The organism is Thermogemmatispora tikiterensis (assembly GCF_003268475.1).
Taxonomy (GTDB): Bacteria; Chloroflexota; Ktedonobacteria; order Ktedonobacterales; family Ktedonobacteraceae; genus Thermogemmatispora; species Thermogemmatispora tikiterensis.
Genome location: NZ_MCIF01000002.1, coordinates 1,086,229 through 1,106,380 on the forward strand (window position 1 = coordinate 1,086,229; position 20,152 = coordinate 1,106,380).

Sequence of the window (20,152 nt, forward strand, 5' to 3'; positions counted from 1 at the left end):
AAGGAGGGAGAAGAGAGAGAAGCATGGATACGGACTCTCCCCAGACCGCAGCGGGTTCCGTCCTCTTGCCCGACTGGCTGCAGCGCTGCGCAGAAAATCGTCCCCAGCATCTGGCCGTCCAGAGCGGAGCCTTGCGCTGGAGCTTCGCCGAGTTGGCGCAGCAGGCCACCAACCTGGCTCAGCAGCTCGCTGCGCTCGGCGTCCGTAGCGGCAGCCGAGTCGCCTTGCTGGCCGCCAACAGCCCGGCTTACGTTGCCTGCGTCCACGCTCTGACCCGCCTGCGTGCCATACTCGTCCCGCTCAACACGCGTCTAAGTGAGACCGAACTTGGCTGGCAGCTGCAGGATGCCCGCGTCAATCTGCTCCTCAGCGATCCAGGCCAGGCGGACCGGGCCCGCCGTCTGCTCACTGTCCGGCCACAGCTGGCCTCAGCTATCCTGCAGCTGCGACCCGATGGTAGCGTCGAACTTGATCCGTCTCCTCCACAGACGCACACCACAACCTTTACGCCCGCCCCACTGATCGATCTCAACGCCGTGCAGGCGATCATGTATACCTCCGGCACCACGGGCCAGCCAAAGGGCGTGCTCATTACCTATGGGATGCACTGGTGGAACGCTATCGGCTCGGCGCTGAACCTGGGCCTCCACCTCGACGACTGCTGGTTGGCATGCCTGCCTTTCTTCCATATCGGTGGCCTGACCATCATCATGCGCAGTGCCATCTACGGCATCAGCATCAATGTGCATGAGAAATTCGACGCCGGAGCCGTCAATTCCTCTATCTTCAGCGAGGGCGTCACGATCATCTCAGTCGTGGCTGTCATGTTGCAGCGCATGCTGGAGGCACTGGAGAGCGAACAACCAGGAGCAGGCTATCCAGCACACCTGCGCTGTGTTCTCCTCGGTGGAGGGCCGGCGCCGCGCCCCTTGCTCGAAGCCTGCGCAGCGCGCGGCATTCCCGTCGTCCAGACCTATGGCCTGACTGAAGCCTGCTCACAGGCGGCCACGCTTTCGCCCGCCGATGCCCTGCGCAAGCTTGGTTCTGCCGGGCGCCCGCTCCCGCCAGTGCAGCTGGAGATCCGCCAGGATGGCCGGCGAGCCGCTCCCGGAGAGGCCGGGATGATTTATCTCAAAGGGCCGACTATCACGCCGGGCTACCTCGATCGTCCCGCGGCAACACGCGAGGCACTGCAGGATGGCTGGCTGGCAACCGGCGATATTGGCTATCTCGATGAAGAGGGCTATCTCTACGTGCTTGATCGCCGCTCCGATCTGATTATCTCGGGCGGAGAGAACATCTATCCTGCTGAAATTGAAGCCGCCTTGTTGAGCCATCCCGCCGTTGCGGAGGCCGGCGTCTGCGGCCAGCCCGACCCGCGCTGGGGCCAGGTGCCGATCGCTTTCGTGCGCCTGCACCCGGGCCAGTCAACGAGCACTGAGTCGCTGCTCTCCCACCTGCAAACACGTCTGGCACGCTATAAGCTGCCACGCGCTATCTACTTTGTGGGCGAGCTGCCGCGCAACTCCTCCGGCAAATTATTGCGTCGTCAGCTTCCCTCTCTGCTCGATCATGCGCTAAACTGAGAGGCAGGGTCGCCCCGGCAGCACTTAGGAAGCTCACCAGCGACTGCGACCTCAGTACGCCCAGCTTGCAGAGCAAAGACGCGAAGGAAGGAGAAAGGAGCCACACCAGTGCAACGTGTCGCCTTCTTGATGAGCGTGAAGCCCGGCTACGAGGAGGAATATAAGCGCCGTCACGACGAAATCTGGCCAGAGATGCTGGAGGCGCTGCAGCGCGCCGGCGCCCGCAACTATAGTATCTTTCGCCACGGGACCCAGCTCTTCGCCTATCTGGAAACCGATGACTTCGAGCGCATGGCCAAAACCCTGGCAGCGGACCCGGTTAACCAGCGCTGGCAGCAGTGGATGGCCGAAATCATGACCCAGGAGATCGATCCACAGACCCAGTGGCCGCCGCTACTACCCGAAATGTTTCACATGGATTAATCTTGTAGCCGACCTCCTTATTTAAGCTACTCTCTGGGAGCGGGGTCGCCCAGGCCCTCGTGGTCTTGCGCGGCCTCGTCTTCTTATGGGCTGGCCGCTCCAGACGTTTTTTGCCAGATCAGGTGATCAAGGCAGCGGTTCAGTTCTCCCCTGTCTCCCTGTTACCGCCCACATTCGTGTTGAGAGAGGTGATGCATCGCTTGAGATGAGAAACTCGACCATTGCCACAGCACATCATGGAGGTCACCATGCCCGACAAAAAGCCCCTCAAAGGGGTAGGAGAAAAAGAAGAGCGGCAGTACGAACACATCAAAGAAGAGGCCGAGAAGCGCGGTCGCTACGGCAAGCGAGCACGTGAGGTAGCGGCCCGCACCGTTATGAAGCAACACCACGAGAAAGGGCACAAGCCAGGCGAGTAGCCTCTCGCCTCTTCACCGTCCCACCGTCCACTCGGCTGCAGAGAGGGGGTGCTCGCTCGAGGCCAGGGAAGAGCAGCCTTCTCCTCTGCCAGCGCCTGGTGATCTGGACAGGCTCAAAGGAGCCGGGTGCCAGGAGGGTCCCTGCTTTGCCCTGTCTTCCTCATTTCTCAGGACTTACCACAAGCAAGACAGCCTCTGAAGCCATTCGGCCTTGACACTCCCGCCGCCATTGCCTATAACTAAACCAACAAGAAAGGTGGAAGTTTCCCAGTCCATTCCTGGGCAGCCAGTCCGGGCGGGAGGAGAGCCAGCCCAGCCCCCATAGTCCCCCGCCTGGCAGGGCTGGGACCAAACCAGGAGGGCAGCCACAACCCACGAGCAGTCAAGGCAGCGCAGCCAGGTCACATCACGCAACGCCAGCGAACAGTGGGCCATCGCAGACCCGCCGATGAGCGTCCTCTACACTCGCAGGAGAGTCGCAACCCGCAACAACACCCAGAGACAGACAGCTCAAGCCAGACACACAAGCGACAGGAGTAGAGAGCGGTGGTCTCACCGATAACCCAGCCACCGGTTCTGCGCAACTATATCGGCGGTACCTGGTGCCGGACAGATGCCAGCGACCCTCTGAAGTGTGCAACTCCCCCATCAACGAAGTGCCGGCACTCGTCCCCCTGGTTGCGGGGGCGCTGTCAATTTTTGGTCTAGTGGTCTAGATGTCTTGACAGATTGCCGTAAAGGGGGTATAGTTTCTAGAGAACTGGTCTAGACGATCTGTCATATTTCTCAAAAGAGGGGTCGGAGGCAGAAGAGCTGCGCCGACCGGGAAAGGAGTGACGAGAGCCGGGCACGGCCTCGCGGTGGCGCCCGCAGCGGGGAGCGGGCAAGCAAGCGTGTGTTCGTGACACCGATCCGCAGAGACACGAGACGAGAGGGGCAATCATTACCTCAGCATAATCGACAACGACCAGAGCGGCTCAGCTTGGGCCGCGCCCCAGGCGAATTGTCAGACGAGGTGTAACTCGAACTCGGGCGCGGCAGAAGCCAGAGAGCATGGGTAACAAATTCCTTGCTGGCCAGGGGCAGGCTGGTACGGTACTCCCAGAGAGCGTTCTCCAGCCTGCGCTGATCAGGCCCACGCGGAGCATCAACAAGCGGTCGATACTCACCGTATTTCAAGAGCCGTTACAGGAGGTTCTTTGTGTTTGGCAATTCAGAGCGCAAAACAGGCATGAAGCGCAAGGCCGGCACCCTGTGTCTCAGCCTCCTGGCCATCCTTGCGCTGCTGCTCACAGCCTGCGGTGGGAGCAGCTCGCAGAGCAGCCAGTCCGGCAAAAAGGTCCTCACCCTGGCTGCGCAAGCCAGCGCCTTCACTGACCAGGGCTTTAACCCCTACGCCCCCACACCGAATATTGGCATCAATGGCTTTGTCTACGAGACACTTGAATTCTGTAACGTTAACGACAACACCTATCATCCTCTGCTGGCGCTCAGCCACCAATTTAACAGCGATTACACCCAGGTTACCTTCCACCTGCGGCAGGGCGTCAAATGGAACGATGGCCAGCCCTTCAGCGCCGATGATGTTGTCTTCACCTTCAACGCTCTTAAGCAATATCCTGCCGCGGACCTCAACGGAGACTGGGGCTATCTCAAGAGTGTCACGGCGCCCGATGCCAACACAGTCGTCATGACCTTCCAGAAGCCCTTCCCCGGGGCGATCTATTACATTGCCGGCCTGACGGTCATCATTCCCAAGCACATCTTCGAATCGGTCGGCGATATCACCAAATATTACAGCAGCAAGCCAGTCGGGACAGGCCCCTTTGTTGTAGCCAAATACACGTCTGATCTTCTGGTACTTGACAAGAACCCCAACTACTACCAGGCCAACCTGGTCAAGGTCGACGAAATCAAGGAGCCACGCTACAAAGACAACGATGCCTTCAAGCTGGTCATGCCCAGCGGGCAGGTCGACTGGTCGGGCTACTATGCAGACAACCTGCAGCAGAACTTTGTGGCCAGGGACCCGCAGCACTTCCACTACTTCATGGCCCCCGTTGACGAGTTTGGCATCTTTATCGACGTGCACGATCCGCTGCTGAGCGACGTGGCAGTACGTAAGGCGATCAGCGTGGCCATTGACCGACAAGCGGCGGCCCAGCAGGGCGAGTCGGGCCTCGTGCCCCCTGTACCGCAAACTGGCCTTCTCCCCACGCCAGGCAATCAGCAATATATCTTGCCGGAATATGCCAATCTGTCTACCGCACCCAATGCCAGCCAGGCCCAGCAGATCCTCAAGAGTGCCGGCTATACCCAGGGAAGCGATGGCATCTTCACCAAGAATGGTCAGCGCCTCTCCTTTGAACTGATCTCGGTCGCCGAGTACTCTGACTGGAACAAGTGGGCCCAGGTAGTGCAGAGCAACCTCAAGGCCGCTGGCATTGATATCCACATCAAACTCATGCCGGAGGCGCAGTATCTGACCTTCCGCGCAGAAGCGAAGCCCTACCAGCTGATGATCAGCGGTGTGGGTGGTGGCCCAACTCCTTACTTCATTTACAACGGCACCCTGAGCAGCCAGAGCCTCCCGCCCAATGGGCGCAACAGCAGCTACTGGAAGGATGCCCAGACCGATCAGCTCCTCCAGCAGTTCGCCTCGACGATGGACCCCGCGCTCCAGAAGCAGGCGATCCAGGGTCTGGAACGCATCATGGTTGAGCAGGTGCCCTGGATTCCGGTGGTGGCCGGCGCTCGCTGGTTCGAGTACAATACCATGCGCTTCACTGGCTGGCCCGATCAGCAGAACCAGTATGCCGTCGGCTCACCCTACTCCTACCCCGATAATGAGATTATCGTGATGCACCTGCAGCCCGTTTCGTAGGCTCCTTTCCCTACTTCCGGGACCTGCCGAGCAGGGGAATGGCCTCTTGGCCCTGGCCTGAGAGGCCATTCCCCTTGTCTGGGCCAGTCTAGGCCAGAGAGACGGCAGGCCAATGTAATTGATCACTACCTTGACCGTTGTTCTGCTTCGATCTTGATGGTATACTCCCCCCAGATGGGGAGAATCTCTTAGGAGCGCACCTTACCTATCTGCTCTGTTCTCCAGGCCCGCTGACGGCCCTGGTGCAGCGCAGATCACGGAAGGTATGAAGGAGTCCCTGAATGCGCCACTTGCTTCGTCGCATTCTGTTCTATCTGTTCGCCGCCTGGGCGGCAATTACCTTGAATTTCGTGATTCCACGCCTGGCTCCAGGCGACCCGGCAGCCGTGCTGTTGGGCAATCTACAGAGTCGCGGTATTCATGTGGGCGCCGCCTATCTGAAGGCTATCCAGGCGGAGCTGGGCTACAATACCGGTGATCCGCTCCCCATCCAGTACCTCGACTACCTCAATAGCTTGTTGCACGGCAACCTTGGCGTGGCCGTGACCTCCTCGTTCGAGCCGGTGACAAACGTTATCGGGCGCGATATCTTCTGGTCGCTGGGCCTGGGCCTGGTCTCAGTCATCCTCAGCTTTGCCCTCGGTTGCCTCCTGGGCATCGTCATGGCCTGGAAACGCGGCTCGTTGCTCGATACGATCCTGTCACCGCTGCTGAATTTTCTGTCGGCAATCCCTTACTTCTGGATGGCCCTCCTGATCCTCTACATCTTCGGCTTCGAGCTGCGCTGGTTCCCTCTGACCGGCGGCTACGATGAGCTGAACGTCGACCCCGGATGGACGCTTGATTTCATCGCGAGCGTGATATATCATGGGATCTTGCCAGCCCTGACGATTGTTATCGCTTCCGTCGCCGGCTGGATGCTCACCATGCGCAACTCGATGATTACTACGCTCTCAGAGGACTACGTGCTGATGGCCAAGGCCAAGGGCTTGCGTACCAGTCGCATCATGTTCGCCTACGCGGCTCGTAATGCGATTCTGCCCAATGTGGCCGGCTTCGCCATCTCGCTGGGCTTCATTGTCGGCGGCCAGTTGCTGACGGAGATGGTCTTCTCCTACCCCGGCATCGGCTATTCCCTGCTGCAGGCGGTCCAAAACCAGGACTATTCCCTGATGCAGGGCATTTTCCTGGTCGTCGCCCTCGGCGTGCTCGGCGCTAATTTCCTCGCCGAGCTGAGCTATGCCTTCCTCGATCCCCGCGTCCGCCTCGAAAGGAGCGCCTGACAACCATGAGCCTGGGCAAGGATCTTAAGCACGTAGCTACTCTGGAGCCGGAAACGATCCCGTCAACGTTTCCAAAAAAGTTTCCACGCAGGGATTCGCGGCTGGCCCGCCTGGGTGAGAACCTCCGGCTCGTCTGGCGGGTTCTGACGAGCAATCGCAAGGTGGCGATTGGCAGCAGCATTGTCGCCTTCTTCTTGTTGGTGGCCATCTTCGGGCCACTGCTGGCCCCTTATGATCCCACCGCGACCTCCAGGCTCTCGGAAACGCCGCCCTCGGCAGCCCACTGGCTGGGCACGACGGCCACGGGTCAGGACATTTTCTCGCAGCTGCTCTATGGCACGCGCAGCAGTGTGTTTTGGGGTTTCCTGACCGGCCTCCTGGTGACACTGGTCTCGGTCGTGGTCGGCCTGGTGAGCGGTTACTTCGGCGGGATCATCGACGAGATTCTCTCGCTGGTGACCAACGTCTTCCTGGTGATCCCTGCGCTCCCACTGGCCATTGTGGCGGTCGGCTACTTCCCCAAGGGACCGTTGACGATCGCCCTGGTGATTATCCTCACTAACTGGTCGTTCAACGCCCGGTTGCTGCGAGCACAGACGCTCTCGATGCGCAGCCGGGAGTTTGTGACCGCGGCGCGGGCCAGCGGTGAAAGTGCGTGGCGCATCATTTTCTTCGAAATTTTCCCCAACGAGATCGGCATTGTGGCGGCGGCTTTTGTGAGCACAGTGATTTTTGTGCTGTTGGCCTGGACGGCACTGGAATTCCTGGGTCTGGGTGATATCAATACCGTAAGCTGGGGAAGTATGCTCTATTGGGCTCAGCAGTCCGATTCGATCTTCTCTGGCCTCTGGTGGTGGTTCGCTCCCCCAGGCTGCTGCATCGCCTTGCTTGGTGCCGCCCTGGCGCTGATTAACTTCGGTATCGATGAGATCGCCGATCCGCGTCTACGCAGCGAGATCAGCGAGCATGTGCCGAAGGAACTCAAAGAGAAGGCGGTAACGTAATGCCTATGACGGACAACCAGTCTCTCCATACCCCCAACAATCAGAGCAATGGCGTCCTTCTGGAGGTCCGCGATCTGAGCGTTGACTACTACGCGGTCAACGGCATCGTGCACGCGGTCAAAGAGGTGAGCTTCGAGCTGCGGCGGGGCGAGATTCTGGGGTTGGCGGGCGAGAGTGGCTGTGGTAAGTCGACTCTCGCTTACGCAATCTCACGCCTCTTGCGTCCGCCGGCCTATATCACGGGCGGCCAGGTGCTCTATCATCCACGCAAGCCCGAGAAGCGCGAAGCAACCTCTCACATTGTGGCAGTCAGTGATCTGAGCAGCGGTCAGTCGGCTCACAACGGGACTGCAGCAGCTTCGCCTCTTCCTTCACCGGAGACCATCGACGTGCTGCGGCTCTCGCCAGCTCAGCTGCGAGCCTTTCGTTGGAATGAGATGGCCATTGTCTTCCAGAGCGCTATGAATGCTCTCAATCCGGTGATGACAATCGGCACTCAGATTATGGATGTGCTGAAAACGCACTGTCCAGAAATGAGCACCGCGCAGCGCAAAGAGCGCGCTGCCGAGCTTCTGAAGCTGGTTGGTATCGCTCCCGATCGTCTCCGCAGCTATCCTCATGAGCTGAGCGGCGGTATGCGCCAGCGCGCGGTGATCGCCATCGCTCTGGCTCTGACGCCAGAGCTGATCATTATGGATGAGCCGACGACGGCTCTCGATGTCGTGGTTCAGCGTGAGATTCTCGATCTGATCAGCTCGCTCTGCCGCGAGTTCTCTACGGCGCTGATCTTTATTACACACGATCTGTCGCTGCTGCTGGAACTGGCCGATACGATTGCGGTAATGTATGCTGGCAAGATGGTGGAGAAGGCCAGCAGTCGGGAGTTCTACGCTCACCCGCGCCATCCATACAGCTACGGTCTGCTGAATTCCTTCCCCAAGTTGCACGGTCCCATTCGCCGCATGGCCGGGATTCCTGGCTCTCCTCCCGACCTGCGTTCCGTCCCCGCCGGGTGTGCTTTCCATCCTCGCTGCCCCTTTGCCTGGCAGCCTTGCCAGCGGCTTGAGCCCCAGTTGCTGCCCTCGACCGCTGAGACACCTCGCCAACTGGTGGCTTGCCATCTCTATGATGCCCATCAACGTCCAGAAGGGCCGCCGAGCAGCGCCGAGTTCGCGGCACGCTACGAGGCTCTGGCTGAAGGGAGTGCAATCGTATGAGCGTTTCCGAGCAGCTGACGGTGCAACAGACTCCAGAGAAGGTATTGGAACCCGTGCTGGAAGCGGAGCATTTGCGCAAGGATTTTCCGCTGCGCACAGTTCGCCTCTTCGGTCCCCCGCGCGCTGTCCACGCCGTGGAAGATGCTTCGCTGGCCCTCTACCCCGGGCGCGCCACGGCAGTGGTGGGTGAGAGCGGCAGTGGTAAGACAACGGTGGCCCGCATGCTGGCCCGCCTCTATGACCCGACCTCGGGGGTCATTCGCTTCCACGGCCAGCCAGTCGATCTCAAGGCGCGTGGTCAGGCCCTGCGCACTTATCGGCGCCATGTACAGCTGATTTTTCAGGATCCCTTCGCTTCTTTGAATCCTATCCATAGTGTCCGCTACCACCTCAGTCGCCCCTTGCGAGTGCATGGCCACGCTCATAACCGCCAGGAGGAGACCGAGCAGATCTTGGCCCTGCTACGCCGCGTGAGCTTGACGCCCGCCGAGCAGTTTATCGAGAAATATCCTTACCAGCTTAGCGGTGGTCAGCGTCAGCGCATCGCTATCGCCCGCGCCCTGGCCGTGCGCCCGGAGGTCTTGCTGGCTGATGAGCCGGTCTCGATGTTGGATGTCTCCATCCGCCTCGATATTCTGAATCTGCTCCTACGCCTCAAGGATGAGGAACAGCTTGCGCTGCTCTATATTACGCACGATATCGCCAGCGCTCGCTACTTCGCAGAGGAGACGCTGGTGATGTACGCCGGGCAGATGGTGGAGGGCGGCCCAAGTGAGGAAGTAACGCAGCGCCCGAAGCACCCCTACACCCAGCTGCTGCTGTCCGCGGCTCCCGATCCTGATCGCATGATGGCCGGCCAGAAGCTGCAGCTGCCAGCGCGCGGCGAGATCCCCAGTCTGATCAATCCGCCCAGCGGCTGCCGCTTCCATCCGCGCTGCCCTCATGCGATGGAAGTCTGCCGTCAGCGTTTCCCGCGCCGCACTCAGCTGGGCAACGGCCACTGGGCCCATTGTTTCCTCTATGGCGATGGCGACGGGGAGCCAGTGGTCAGCGCACGCCTGAAGACCGCAAGCAGCACTGGGGCAGCAGAGTCGACGGCAACAGGCGGCGCTGGCCTCGGCACTTCCTCTCTGACCCCCCCCTCAAGTGGTGCCAGCCCCTCTTCTCAGTCGTAGAGGCTGGTGGTAATGGGAATCTGACTGCGTTTGAGGCCCGAACGCGCGACGACTCGCTCTGTGAGTCGTCGCGCTTGTTCGATGACTTCGCTTTCGTCAAAGGTGAGGACGCGGCGATTCTCCATGACCAGGGTGCCATTGATGATGCTGTGTTTGACGCTGCTGCCGCTGGCGGCGTAGACCAGGGTCTGCACGGGATCATTGCAAGGCACCCATTCGACCTGGTTGAGGTCGAAGAAGATGAGATCAGCCCGCTTGCCAACTTCGACGGAGCCGATTTCATCGTCCCAGAGCAAGGCGCGCGCTCCGTCGATGGTGGCCATACGAATGGCCTGCCGGGCCGGGATCATGGCGGCGTCCATGCGCGCGTCTTTGAAGAGACCCGCCGCCAGGTAGAGCTGGCGCGTCATGTCGAGGGCGCCCGCGGCGGAGACGCCGTCGCAGCCAAGGGCGACGGTGACGCCGGCAGCCAGCATTTCGGGATATTTGCCAATACGCGTGGCCCCCTTGGCAATCTTGAGTGAGGTGCCGGGACAGAAGGCGACTTTGGTGCCCCACCGAGCCAGGAGGTCAATCTCGTGGTCTTTGATGGCTACGACATGGGCCAGGACGAGATTCGGCCCCAAGGCGCCAATGCGCTCCAGCCGCTCGACCGGCCAGAGACCATATTTTTGTTCGCTGACACGCGCTTCTTCGATGGAGGAGGCAATATGGTAGGTGGTGCCCACGCCGAGCTGCTCGGCTAGCTGGCGGGCACCACGGTGCAGCTCGGGGCTACATGGCTCCTTGCCTTCGATGTTGACCCAGCAGCGAATCCGCCCTTCGGCATAGCCGTTCCAGCGCTTGACACAGACTTCGAGGGCGGCCAGGGCTTCGTCGGCGTCGCGGAAGAAGTGATGAGCCACCATCTCAGGGGTCCAGTAGGATGGGATGACCTCCGGCTTGACGTCGGCGGCGTGACGGCCCGTGATGCCGCGCATGCCAGCCTGGGCCGCCGCCTGAACGGTGATGCCGGCGTCGTTCTGGGAACCCATGTCCAGGAAGCAGGTGGTGCCTGTCTTGATCATTTCGAGACAGGCTAAGAGAACGCTCCAGTGCTCAGCCTCTTCGTCGACGGCAGCGTAGAAGGGTTTGGCCCAGTTGAAGACCCAGGGCCGCGTGGTGAGACTGTCGGGAAAGAGGCCACGACTGAGCTGCTCGGAGAGGTGAACATGGGCTTCAACGAGACCGGGCATGAGGAGGGTGCGCCGCCCATCAATGATGCGGTCGAAGTGGCTGCCGCTGTAACGGGCGGCGATGTCGTCGGCCCGGCCTACGGCGGCGATGCGGGTGTCTTCGATGACGACCGAGGCATGCTCCAGGACACTATCATGCTGGTCAACGGTCAGAAGATAGTCGACGTTGTCGATGAGGATGCGTGTCATCGCTTCGTTCCTCGCTGTTCTCTTGTCTCTTGCTCTCTCGTGTGATTGGTAGAAGAGATGGCGGGCGAGCAGACAGACAAACTGTCACAATTCGGCTGCCGGCTGGCCTGGCCGGCCTCCTCCATAGCTGCGCTTAAGGATAGGAGCGCAGGACGCGCCCGATCCCCGGCTTGACGAGTAGTTGACCCTCGCGATAGACAAGCTGGCCCCCTTTGATGGTGAGGACCGGCCAGCCTTTGACGGTCATGCCGTTGGCTGGCGTCTTGAGCTTGGAGAAGGTGGTCTCGGGACTGACGACGCGCTCGGCCTCCATGTCGACAAGGACGAGATCGGCGTCTTTGCCGATGGCGATAGAGCCTTTGCGGTCGTCAATGTGGTAGAGACGGGCAGGATTGAGGGCCGCCACCTGAACCAGTTGTTGCAGGCTGATACGCCCTTTGTGAACGCCTTCGGAGAGGAGCAGCGGGAGGGCAACTTCGATACCTGGCATGCCGGCGGTGACGCTCCAGAGATCGTCGGTTTCGTGCTTTTCGCAGGCAATATGGTCGGTGCCAACGGTGGCAATGGCTCCACGGCGAATGGCCTCCCAGAGCCGTTCGCCGTTGGCACGGTCGCGCAGAGGCGGATTCATTTTGCCGATGGCTCCGATGCGTGTCCCAGCCTCCTCGGGGAAGACCGTCAGGAATTGGACCAGCGTTTCGAGCACGGGCGGGACTTTGCTCCAGCGGGCGGCAGCATCGACGCCGTCAGCGGTACTGAGGTGCAGGACAACGATGCGGCAGCCGGTCAGCTCGCTGAGGTAGGCCATCGTGTGAATGTCGGCAACCTCGCAGAAGGCGGGCCGCCCATCGCTCCAGGCTTGCAGGTCTTTGCGCCCGGTGGCTTGGATAGCTGGCAGGGTGTAGCGCACGATTTCGACATCCTCGCAGTGCAGAGCGACCAGCCCATTAAAGGGCGCGCATTGCTTCATAGTGAGGTAGGCATCGCCGTCGTCCAGCGGTTCGATGTCTAGCTCGGCCACTGCAGGCGCACGGTAGTCGAGGTGAAGCTTGTAACAGAGGACGCCAAAGCGCTCGTGATAGAGAGGGATTTCGTCGATGTGCTGCCGGTTCTGGATCTGCAGGTGAATCACCACGTCGCAGTAGGAGTGCTCGGCGATGCTACGCTCCCAGCGCGGGTAGACCTCTAGATAGGAGGCTTTGGCCCGGTTGTGCGGCATCATGACGGTGGTTCCCCCGGCAATGGCGGCGGCGCTGGTCTGCTCGACATCTTGATCAAAAGGATAGTGCACGCCAAGATGAATGTGGGGCTCAACTCGCCCGGGGAGTAAATAGTGACCGCGTCCGTCGATGGTCTCCTGGGCCACCGGTGGGCTGTCGTCATCGCCGAGCGCGCTGATCTTGCTATCACGCACAGCGAGCCAGCCGGAGAAAGTGGTGGTGGGCGTAACGATGTGACAATTCTTAATAACCAGATCCGCTTTTGCCATGATGTTGCTCGCTCCTCGCTTCTGATTCTCTGTTCTCGCCTCATCGCTTGACGGCTTTGTCGGTCCTGCTCTTGGTGAATCGAATCGTTCGGTGTGGATGGACCGCTCGCCACTGTGGCTCAGCTCGTTGGCTTGACCTGAGTGGTTGCTTGCTCGAGGACAGGTAGCAACTCGTTCAGGGAGACAACGGCGCCAATGTAGCGCTCCCAGACGGCTAGGGCCATGTCGTGCCAGGCCGGGTCAATGCCTCCAACGCATTCGCGTACAACGACGATGTCGTAGTCGCGCATGTAAGCCTCACGGACAGTGGTGTCAATACAGGCGTTGGTGGTGGTGCCAGTGATGAGCAGCAGCCGCCGCCCAAGGATACGCAGGAGGACCTCTAGCCGCGTGCCGTAAAAGGCGCTGAATTTGTGCTTTTCGATGAGATGGCTACGCTCGTCGATGAGGGGCTGCAGTTCGGCGACGATCTCGGCATCCCAGGTACCGGGCTGGCAGGCGATGCGGGCCCGCTTCTGGGTGTGCGGAGTGATACGATGCAGCGCCCGCGTGTGATCCTCGGGGAAGTGATGCTGGATGGTCCAGATGTCGGGGATGCCACAGGCTTTGCACATCTCCACCAGACGGCGAATGTGAGGGATAATGGCCGCCAGCGGCCTGGTGTCAACCCCGCTGAGACCCAGTGTTCCCTGTGGATGACAGAAGGCGTTTTGGACGTCAATGACGAGTAGGGCAGTTTCGCGAGGGTCGATCTGGAAGTTCATCTCGCTCCCTCTCTTTCCTGGTTGCTTGTGACTGCACTGCGCCAGATCCACCTGTCCGAGGACCGGGCCGCTCCCTCTGCTGATCTGATCAGTTGGGCTGGCCAGGGCAAGCGGCTGGCACAGACCGACCTTGCTCTACGACAAGCCGCTCTGCTTCCTTCTCTCCCAGGGTCCCCCCGACCACGGGAGCGGCGAGAGGCTTGACGGGTTCCGCAAAAAGTGGTATAGTGATTATACCACATTGGCAGCGGAGAAGAGAGCGCCCACCTCTGTCCTCCCCAGTTGGGGGCCGGGTTGATCGCTGCCAGGAGTGGTATAATCACTATACCACATCGATGGAAGCCCGGCGCAAGCAAGGGTCGCCAGCGAGAGGATGGCACGATGCAGTATATTGCCATGATCGAAGCGATAGCGGATGCGCCGCAGTATCAGTTTCTCTGGCGAGAGTTACCGATTGAGGAGCGCCTCAAAGAGGCGGCGCGTGCGGGTTTTGCTGGTGTTGATTTCTGGGACTGGATCGACAAGGATATTGACCATCTGGCCCAGGTGGCTGCCGACCAGGGGATCTTTATCAACTCGGTCTTCGGCTCGCGACGCGGCTCACTCAGCAACGTTGCCGACCATGCCCGCGTCCTCGACCAGTTCCGCGAATCGCTGGAGATGGCTGCGCGGTGCGGCATTCGAGCCCTCTTTGTTCAGAGCGATGAGGTCGGTCCTGGGGGGCAGGTGGTGCCTCCGGCTCGGCCTTTGAGCGAGGCTGAGCGCTGGCAGGCACTAGAGGAAGGACTCTGGCGCCTGGTGGAGCTGGTCGATAGCTCGGGGCTGGAGGTGACGCTCTTGATCGAGCCGCTCAGCAAGCTGCACGTTCACGGCTATTTGCTGCGCAGTGTCCTCGATGCTGCTCGTCTGGTCCAGCGTCTCAATTCACCCCGGCTGAGGCTGGTTTTTGACCTTTTCCACCAGCAGATCAACGAAGGGAACCTGATCAATAACCTGCGAGCGACGATTGATCTGGTCGGCGCGATCCACATCGCCGATGTTCCCGAGCGTGGTGCCCCAGGGACGGGAGAGATCAATATCGCCAGGATCTACCATGAGATGCTCGCTCTTGGCTATGATGGCCAGGTCGGTTTCGAGTGCGTGCCGGGGCACAGTTCAACCGCGGAGGTATTGGCAGCCATTCGCGCTATTTTCCCCTTCCCCGATCCTGATTCTGACGCTGAGCGGCGCTAGCTGGCACGGTCATCGTGCGCTCTCGCCTGCTGTTGTTGTCCGTGCATTCCGTTCCGTTCGGTTCGTCCTGTCAGAAGTCGCTGGCTCCAGCTCATGGAGCGAAAGGTTGGCTGGCTATGCTGAAAGGCTCTCGGCTTCGGCTCTTCGGGATACCTTTATTTCTCCTCTTCTTGCTTCTGCTCAGCGCCTGTGGCAACCAGGGAACTTCCTCTTCTTCGGGCAGCTCTGGTAGTTCGCAGCCGATCCGGGTGGCGATGGTCACCAGTGGTCCGGTCAATGATCACAGCTGGAATGAGGACGCGCTCAAAGGTGTGCAGCTGATTAAGGAGCAGCTTGGCTGGTCGTTCGCCTATTCTGAGAACGTCTCACAGGCAGAACAGGCGAACGTGCTGCGTCAGTACGCGCGCCAGGGCTATAATCTGATCTTCGCTCACGGCTTCGAGTACGCTGACTCGGTGAAGGCCGTGGCTCCGGAGTTCCCCAATACACATTTTGTGATCATCAACGGTCAGGGGTCGCTGGCTAATCTGAGCGGAACGGAATTCCGCTATGGCGAGCTGGGCTATTTTACTGGCATGGCCGCCGGTCTGGTGACAAAGAACAATAAGATTGGCATTGTGGCCGCAGTCGATGCGCCCCAGGTGACTGCCGATATCGACACCTTTAAGAAGGGCGTGGCTGCGGTTAACCCGCAGGCCAGCGTCAGTGTGGCCTTTGTTGGCTCTTACGATGATGTGGTCAAGGGTCAGCAGGTGACACAGGCTCAGCTTGATCGTGGCGTGGATGTACTCACGATTATGGGCAATGCTTTTGATGGGCCGGCCATCAAGCTGGCTCAGCAAAAGGGTGTGAAGGTCATCGCCGGCTGGTCGACGGACGCCTATTCGCTGGCCCCCAATACGATTGTGACGAGTGGCGTGCAGGAGGTGCCGGGCCTTTATCTGCAGATCGCCAAGCTCTTTAAGGAGGGTCAGCTGAAGGGCAATACAACCTATCAATTCGGCTTCAAGGAGCAGGTGCAGCATCTGGGACAGTGGGGCGACTGGGTGCCCCAGGATGTACGCACCCGCGTGGAGGCAGCGGTTCAGCAGTATCTGGCCGGGAAGTTGAATATCGGTTTGCCAGCCTCTGCCTAGGCCGGGCTGTCTGACGTGTCTCGCACTTTCGACGCTCCTCCAGTATGAGCAGCGGAGCGAGAGAACGAGGGAGGCCAGGGCTGCGGCTCTTACGGGCACCAGTTTGTTCCCTTCCTCGCCCCTCTCGCTCTTCTGGAGCAATTGGCTATGGCTATGATGCGTGTTGTGACAGGTGCGCGCTTCGGCTTCGGACGCTTGAGGCGCTGGTGGCTCTCGCTCGTGCTACCGCTGCTGGCCATTGGCCTGGCGCTGCTGCTCGGGGCGGTGGTGATGCTCATCAGCGGCTTCAGTCCGCTTGATGCCTACTCGGGTCTCTTTCAAGGGGCTTTCGGGACGCTGCCCCAGTTCGCTGAGACGCTCAATGAGGCCACGCCGCTGCTGCTGATTGGCCTGGGGATCGCGGTAGCTTTCCGAGCCGGGGCCTTCAATATCGGCGGCGTGGGTCAGGAATACCTGGGCGCGCTGGCGGCAGTGATTGTTGGCGGCAAGTTCACTGGTCTGCCAGGTTGGTTACATCTGGTATTGGCGACCGCCGCCGGATTCGTGGCTGGAGGGCTGTGGGCTGCGCCCGCGGCCTTGCTGAAGATCCGCCTCGGCATCAATGAGGTCATTACGAGCATCCTGCTCAACTACATTGCGATCTATTTCATTGACTATATGATCTCCGGCCCAATCCACGCTCCGGGTTTCACGGCTGCTCCGACCTCATTCCCGGTCCAGCAGAATGCCACCTTCCCCATTCTGGTGCAAGGCAGCGATCTAAACGCCGGCTTCTTCCTGGCGCTGCTGGCTCTGGTGGTGATCTTTGTCTTGCTGCGCTACACGACCTGGGGCTACCGCATGCGACTGGTGGGTCTGAACCGCGAGGCGGCCCGTCACGCTGGGGTGCATGTTGATCGCGTCTACCTGCTCTCCTTCTTCATCAGCGGGGCGCTGGCCGGCCTGGCCGGGGCAATCGAGATCCTGGGCTATCGCTACCAGCTGATCACTGGCTTCGCTCCTAATACGGGCTACGACGCCATCGCTGTCGCGCTGCTCGGTGGCTTGAGCCCCGGTGGCGTGGGGCTGGCAGCCCTCTTTTTCGGAGCTTTAGCCAACGGTGCTTCGGCTATGGAGGCCATCGCCCAGCTGCCATCACAGCTAGCGGACATTGTCCGGACCCTGGCGATTCTGGCTGTACTGGCCGTTTCGTCGCCGGTCATTCTCGACCTGGTGCGCCGGCGCCAGAGCGGTGGCCAGGAGACCGATGGGAGCGGCCCATCTGCCAGGGCCACTGGAGCGGGAGCGGGTGGGCAGCCGCCGACGAGTGGTCTTGAGCCTGAGACCTTTGTTGCAGAGTGAGGGAGTGCCTATGCGCAAGCAACAGTCGCGACAGTGGCTCTGGGTCGTCCTGGCCATCGTGCTGCTGCTGGTCTGTCTGATGATTCTCAATCTGGCGACGGGCCGTCGATCCGGCAATGGCCAGGGAGTCAGTGGTCTGATTGCGCTCCTCACTTCGCCTGATTTCGTGGTGGCTTCGCTGGTGGCTATGACACCGCTGTTGCTGGCTGCGCTGGGCGGGCTGTTCAACGAGCTGGCGGGAGTGCTGAATCTGGCACTGGAGGCTATCATGCTCTGCGGGGCCCTGGCGGCCTATATGGGTGCGCTGGCCGGGCATAGTCCCTGGGTCGGCCTGCTGCTGGCAATGGTGGTTGGGATGCTGATCGCTCTGGTGCATGCCTGGTTCTCGGTGACGCTCCGCGTCGATCAGATCGTGAGCGCGGTCGGTCTCAATCTCTTCGCAATGGCGGCTACGGCCTATGTGTTTCGCCTGCGCTTCGGCAACGTGTCGCAGTTCCCTTCAGCTCCCGGGTTTGGGACGCTTTCATTTCCGCTGCTCAGCTCGCTTCCCTACATCGGGCCAGCCTTCTTTCAGTTGAATGCCCTGGTCTATATCGCCCTGGCCCTGGTGCCGGTGACCTGGTTTGTTCTGTATCGCACCACCTGGGGCCTGGCCCTGCGCGCAGTCGGCGAGAAGCCGCTGGCGGCGACCACGGTCGGCATCGAGGTACAGCGCGTACGCTATCTGGCCTTGCTGGTCTGCGGGGCTTTGGCTGGCGCTGGCGGCGCGGCCCTGGTGAGTGCCAGCGGTGTCAATGCTTTTCAGGAGAATATGACTGCCGGGCGCGGCTATGTGGCCTTTGCGGCGATCGTCTTCGGGCGCTGGCATCCTCTGGGCATTCTGTTGGGGGTGCTGCTCTTCGGCTTTGGCGATGCCTTGCAGATTCGCCTGCAAGCCTACGGTGTCAATGTGCCTTACCAACTGCTGGAGACGCTTCCTTACGTGATCACGCTCCTGGCGCTGATGTTGCTGATGCGCAATGCACACGGCCCGGCGGCCAGTGGCCAGCCCTATGGGAACGAGGGGGCGCGCTCCTTTCTCAAGGATGCCACTGCCAGCGAAGAGAAGGCGACAGAGGAGACGACTCCAGCAACAGCGGGAACGGTGCTGGAGCTGCGTCAGATTGTGAAGCGCTTTCCGGGAGTAGTGGCAAACGATCATGTGACGCTGGCCATTCGCCGGGGAGAGATCCATGCCCTGCTTGGGGAGAACGGCGCTGGTAAGACGACGCTGATGAATATTGTCTACGGCCTCTATCGCCCTGATGAGGGCCAGATCCTGGTTGAGGGGAGGCGCGCGCAGATCAGGACGCCGCGCGAGGCCATGCAGCTTGGTATCGGCATGGTGCATCAGCATTTCATGCTGATTCCCGCGCTTTCAATCCTGGAAAACATTGTGTTGGGCACGAGGCCGGAGCGGGCGCCCTTGCTTGACCTGCGCCAGGCCGAGCAGCGTATTGCTCAGCTCGCTCAGAGTCTCGGGCTGGAAGCCTCACCCTATGAGCGCGTGCAGAATCTGACGCTCGGGCAGCAGCAGAAGGTCGAGATCATGAAGGCGCTCTATCGGGGGGCGCGTCTGCTGATCCTCGATGAGCCTACGGCGGTGCTGACGCCCCAGGAGAGCGAGGAATTGTTTGCCCTCTTGCGCCGGTTGCGCGCCGAGGGCGTGACCATCATCTTTATCAGCCACAAGCTGAAAGAGGTGATGGCCATCAGCGATCGGGTGACGGTGATGCGCCTGGGGCGTGTGGTGCGCACGCTGGAGACGCGGCAGGCGACGCCAGCCGAGCTGGCCCGTCTGATGGTGGGGCGGGCAGTCGCACTAACGGTGATGAAGGAGGCGGCCAGGCCAGGTGAGGTCTGCTTGCGCCTGGAGCAGGTGCAGGCGCGTGGAGCCAACGGGCAGGCGGCCTTGCGTGGCATTTCGCTGGAGTTACGTTCCGGAGAGATCCACGGTCTGGCTGGCGTTGATGGCAATGGGCAGAGCGAGCTACTGGAGGTCCTGATGGGCCTGCTCCGCGTTGAGGCGGGCCGTATCCTTTTCGAGGGGCGCGATATTACGATGCTCGATACGGCGGCGCGTCTGGATCTGGCCCTGGCCCATATTCCCGAGGATCGCCATCGGCAGGGTCTGATTCTGGATTTGACGGTGGCCGAGAATATGGTGCTGGATGTCTTTGACCACCCGCCCTACGCTCGCTACGGCTGGCGTCGTTTCAGGGCAGTAGTATCTCGGGCACGGCAGCTGATGGCGGCTTTCGATGTGCGGGCGCCGGGTCCGCTGATCCCCATGCGCCATCTGTCAGGTGGCAATCAGCAGAAGGCCGTGCTGGCCCGCGCCTTGGGCCGCGAGCCACGCTTACTGATCGCCATGCAGCCAACGCGCGGCCTGGACGTAGGCGCCATCGCCTATGTCCATCGGCGCATTGTTGAGGCCCGCGATCGCGGCTGCGCGGTGCTGCTGATCTCCTCTGATCTCGACGAGATTCTGGCTCTGAGTGACCGCATCAGTGTGATCTACGAGGGGCGTATTCTGGAAACACTGCCAGCAGCAGCAGTCGATCTGACGCATCTAGGTCTGCTGATGGCGGGCACACGCCCAGAGCAGGTGCCGCAGCTACAGCCACAATCGCAGCGGCTGGTCAGCGGCGACTGGCCGGTGACTTAGCCGGCATTGGAGGCCAGGGCCAGGCTTTCGGTCTGGCCACGAGACACTGGCCTGGACCACAGAACTC

15 protein-coding genes are annotated in these 20,152 nt (G+C 60.8%); 12 read left to right on the forward strand and 3 right to left on the reverse strand.

Features of this window, described 5'->3' with window-relative positions:
- Nucleotides 1-23 precede the first annotated feature (23 nt).
- The 8 genes from A4R35_RS04490 to A4R35_RS04525 all read left to right on the forward strand — a co-directional run bounded on the left by A4R35_RS04490 (nt 24) and on the right by A4R35_RS04525 (nt 9,991).
- Complete coding sequence (locus A4R35_RS04490) at nt 24-1,586, forward strand: o-succinylbenzoate--CoA ligase (RefSeq protein WP_112426939.1); 1,563 nt, start codon at nt 24-26, stop codon at nt 1,584-1,586.
- A gap of 108 nt (nt 1,587-1,694) precedes the next feature.
- Nucleotides 1,695-2,009 (forward strand): L-rhamnose mutarotase, encoded by a 315-nt coding sequence (locus A4R35_RS04495; RefSeq protein ID WP_112426941.1) that lies wholly within the window; start codon nt 1,695-1,697, stop codon nt 2,007-2,009.
- A 248-nt stretch (nt 2,010-2,257) separates the two neighbouring features.
- Nucleotides 2,258-2,428, forward strand: coding sequence for a hypothetical protein (locus A4R35_RS24170; RefSeq protein WP_170293441.1), 171 nt, complete (start codon nt 2,258-2,260; stop codon nt 2,426-2,428).
- A 1,201-nt stretch (nt 2,429-3,629) separates the two neighbouring features.
- On the forward strand, nt 3,630-5,312 hold the full coding sequence (locus tag A4R35_RS04505) for an ABC transporter substrate-binding protein (protein WP_112426945.1): 1,683 nt from the start codon (nt 3,630-3,632) through the stop codon (nt 5,310-5,312).
- Between the two features lie 281 nt (nt 5,313-5,593).
- Nucleotides 5,594-6,595, forward strand: a complete 1,002-nt coding sequence (locus A4R35_RS04510; protein ID WP_112426947.1) for an ABC transporter permease — start codon at nt 5,594-5,596, stop codon at nt 6,593-6,595.
- Nucleotides 6,596-6,600: 5 nt separating this feature from the next.
- Complete coding sequence (locus A4R35_RS04515; RefSeq protein ID WP_112426949.1) at nt 6,601-7,599, forward strand: ABC transporter permease; 999 nt, start codon at nt 6,601-6,603, stop codon at nt 7,597-7,599.
- Entirely contained in the window at nt 7,599-8,816 is a 1,218-nt protein-coding gene (locus tag A4R35_RS04520; protein WP_317615964.1) for an ABC transporter ATP-binding protein, read from the forward strand. Before A4R35_RS04515 ends, A4R35_RS04520 begins: the two co-directional genes overlap by 1 nt.
- Nucleotides 8,813-9,991, forward strand: a complete 1,179-nt coding sequence (locus A4R35_RS04525; protein WP_112426951.1) for an ABC transporter ATP-binding protein — start codon at nt 8,813-8,815, stop codon at nt 9,989-9,991. The genes A4R35_RS04520 and A4R35_RS04525 overlap by 4 nt, the downstream gene beginning before the upstream one ends.
- Here A4R35_RS04525 and A4R35_RS04530 read toward each other — a convergent pair.
- The 3 genes from A4R35_RS04530 to A4R35_RS04540 form a co-directional block, all read right to left on the reverse strand.
- Entirely contained in the window at nt 9,982-11,415 is a 1,434-nt protein-coding gene (locus tag A4R35_RS04530) for an amidohydrolase family protein (RefSeq protein WP_112426954.1), read from the reverse strand. The genes A4R35_RS04525 and A4R35_RS04530 overlap by 10 nt on opposite strands.
- A gap of 133 nt (nt 11,416-11,548) precedes the next feature.
- Nucleotides 11,549-12,904, reverse strand: a complete 1,356-nt coding sequence (locus A4R35_RS04535) for a dihydroorotase (protein WP_112426956.1) — start codon at nt 12,902-12,904, stop codon at nt 11,549-11,551.
- Between the two features lie 119 nt (nt 12,905-13,023).
- Nucleotides 13,024-13,668 carry a cysteine hydrolase family protein gene (locus A4R35_RS04540; protein WP_112426958.1) on the reverse strand — a complete coding sequence of 215 codons (645 nt, stop codon included), beginning with the start codon at nt 13,666-13,668 and terminating at the stop codon, nt 13,024-13,026.
- A 381-nt stretch (nt 13,669-14,049) separates the two neighbouring features.
- Here A4R35_RS04540 and A4R35_RS04545 point away from each other — a divergent pair, with 381 nt between their 5' ends.
- From A4R35_RS04545 to A4R35_RS04560, 4 genes are all read left to right on the forward strand, one after another.
- Complete coding sequence (locus A4R35_RS04545) at nt 14,050-14,901, forward strand: TIM barrel protein (RefSeq protein ID WP_112426960.1); 852 nt, start codon at nt 14,050-14,052, stop codon at nt 14,899-14,901.
- Nucleotides 14,902-15,017: 116 nt separating this feature from the next.
- Nucleotides 15,018-16,037 carry a BMP family protein gene (locus A4R35_RS04550; RefSeq protein WP_112426962.1) on the forward strand — a complete coding sequence of 340 codons (1,020 nt, stop codon included), beginning with the start codon at nt 15,018-15,020 and terminating at the stop codon, nt 16,035-16,037.
- Between the two features lie 147 nt (nt 16,038-16,184).
- Nucleotides 16,185-17,378: an ABC transporter permease gene (locus tag A4R35_RS04555; protein WP_112426964.1), complete on the forward strand. Its 1,194-nt coding sequence runs from the start codon at nt 16,185-16,187 to the stop codon at nt 17,376-17,378.
- A 10-nt stretch (nt 17,379-17,388) separates the two neighbouring features.
- Nucleotides 17,389-20,085, forward strand: coding sequence for an ATP-binding cassette domain-containing protein (locus tag A4R35_RS04560; protein ID WP_189361325.1), 2,697 nt, complete (start codon nt 17,389-17,391; stop codon nt 20,083-20,085).
- The last annotated feature ends 67 nt before the right edge of the window (nt 20,086-20,152 follow it).

Coding starts and splice junctions, on each gene's coding strand:
- A4R35_RS04555 (WP_112426964.1), top strand. CDS start 16,185: ATGGCTATGATGCGTGTTGTGACAGGTGCGCGCTTCGGCTTCGGACGC.
- A4R35_RS04550 (WP_112426962.1), top strand. CDS start 15,018: ATGCTGAAAGGCTCTCGGCTTCGGCTCTTCGGGATACCTTTATTTCTC.
- A4R35_RS04540 (WP_112426958.1), bottom strand. CDS start 13,668: ATGAACTTCCAGATCGACCCTCGCGAAACTGCCCTACTCGTCATTGAC.
- A4R35_RS24170 (WP_170293441.1), top strand. CDS start 2,258: ATGCCCGACAAAAAGCCCCTCAAAGGGGTAGGAGAAAAAGAAGAGCGG.
- A4R35_RS04520 (WP_317615964.1), top strand. CDS start 7,599: ATGCCTATGACGGACAACCAGTCTCTCCATACCCCCAACAATCAGAGC.
- A4R35_RS04490 (WP_112426939.1), top strand. CDS start 24: ATGGATACGGACTCTCCCCAGACCGCAGCGGGTTCCGTCCTCTTGCCC.
- A4R35_RS04515 (WP_112426949.1), top strand. CDS start 6,601: ATGAGCCTGGGCAAGGATCTTAAGCACGTAGCTACTCTGGAGCCGGAA.
- A4R35_RS04545 (WP_112426960.1), top strand. CDS start 14,050: ATGCAGTATATTGCCATGATCGAAGCGATAGCGGATGCGCCGCAGTAT.
- A4R35_RS04535 (WP_112426956.1), bottom strand. CDS start 12,904: ATGGCAAAAGCGGATCTGGTTATTAAGAATTGTCACATCGTTACGCCC.
- A4R35_RS04510 (WP_112426947.1), top strand. CDS start 5,594: ATGCGCCACTTGCTTCGTCGCATTCTGTTCTATCTGTTCGCCGCCTGG.
- A4R35_RS04560 (WP_189361325.1), top strand. CDS start 17,389: ATGCGCAAGCAACAGTCGCGACAGTGGCTCTGGGTCGTCCTGGCCATC.
- A4R35_RS04530 (WP_112426954.1), bottom strand. CDS start 11,415: ATGACACGCATCCTCATCGACAACGTCGACTATCTTCTGACCGTTGAC.
- A4R35_RS04525 (WP_112426951.1), top strand. CDS start 8,813: ATGAGCGTTTCCGAGCAGCTGACGGTGCAACAGACTCCAGAGAAGGTA.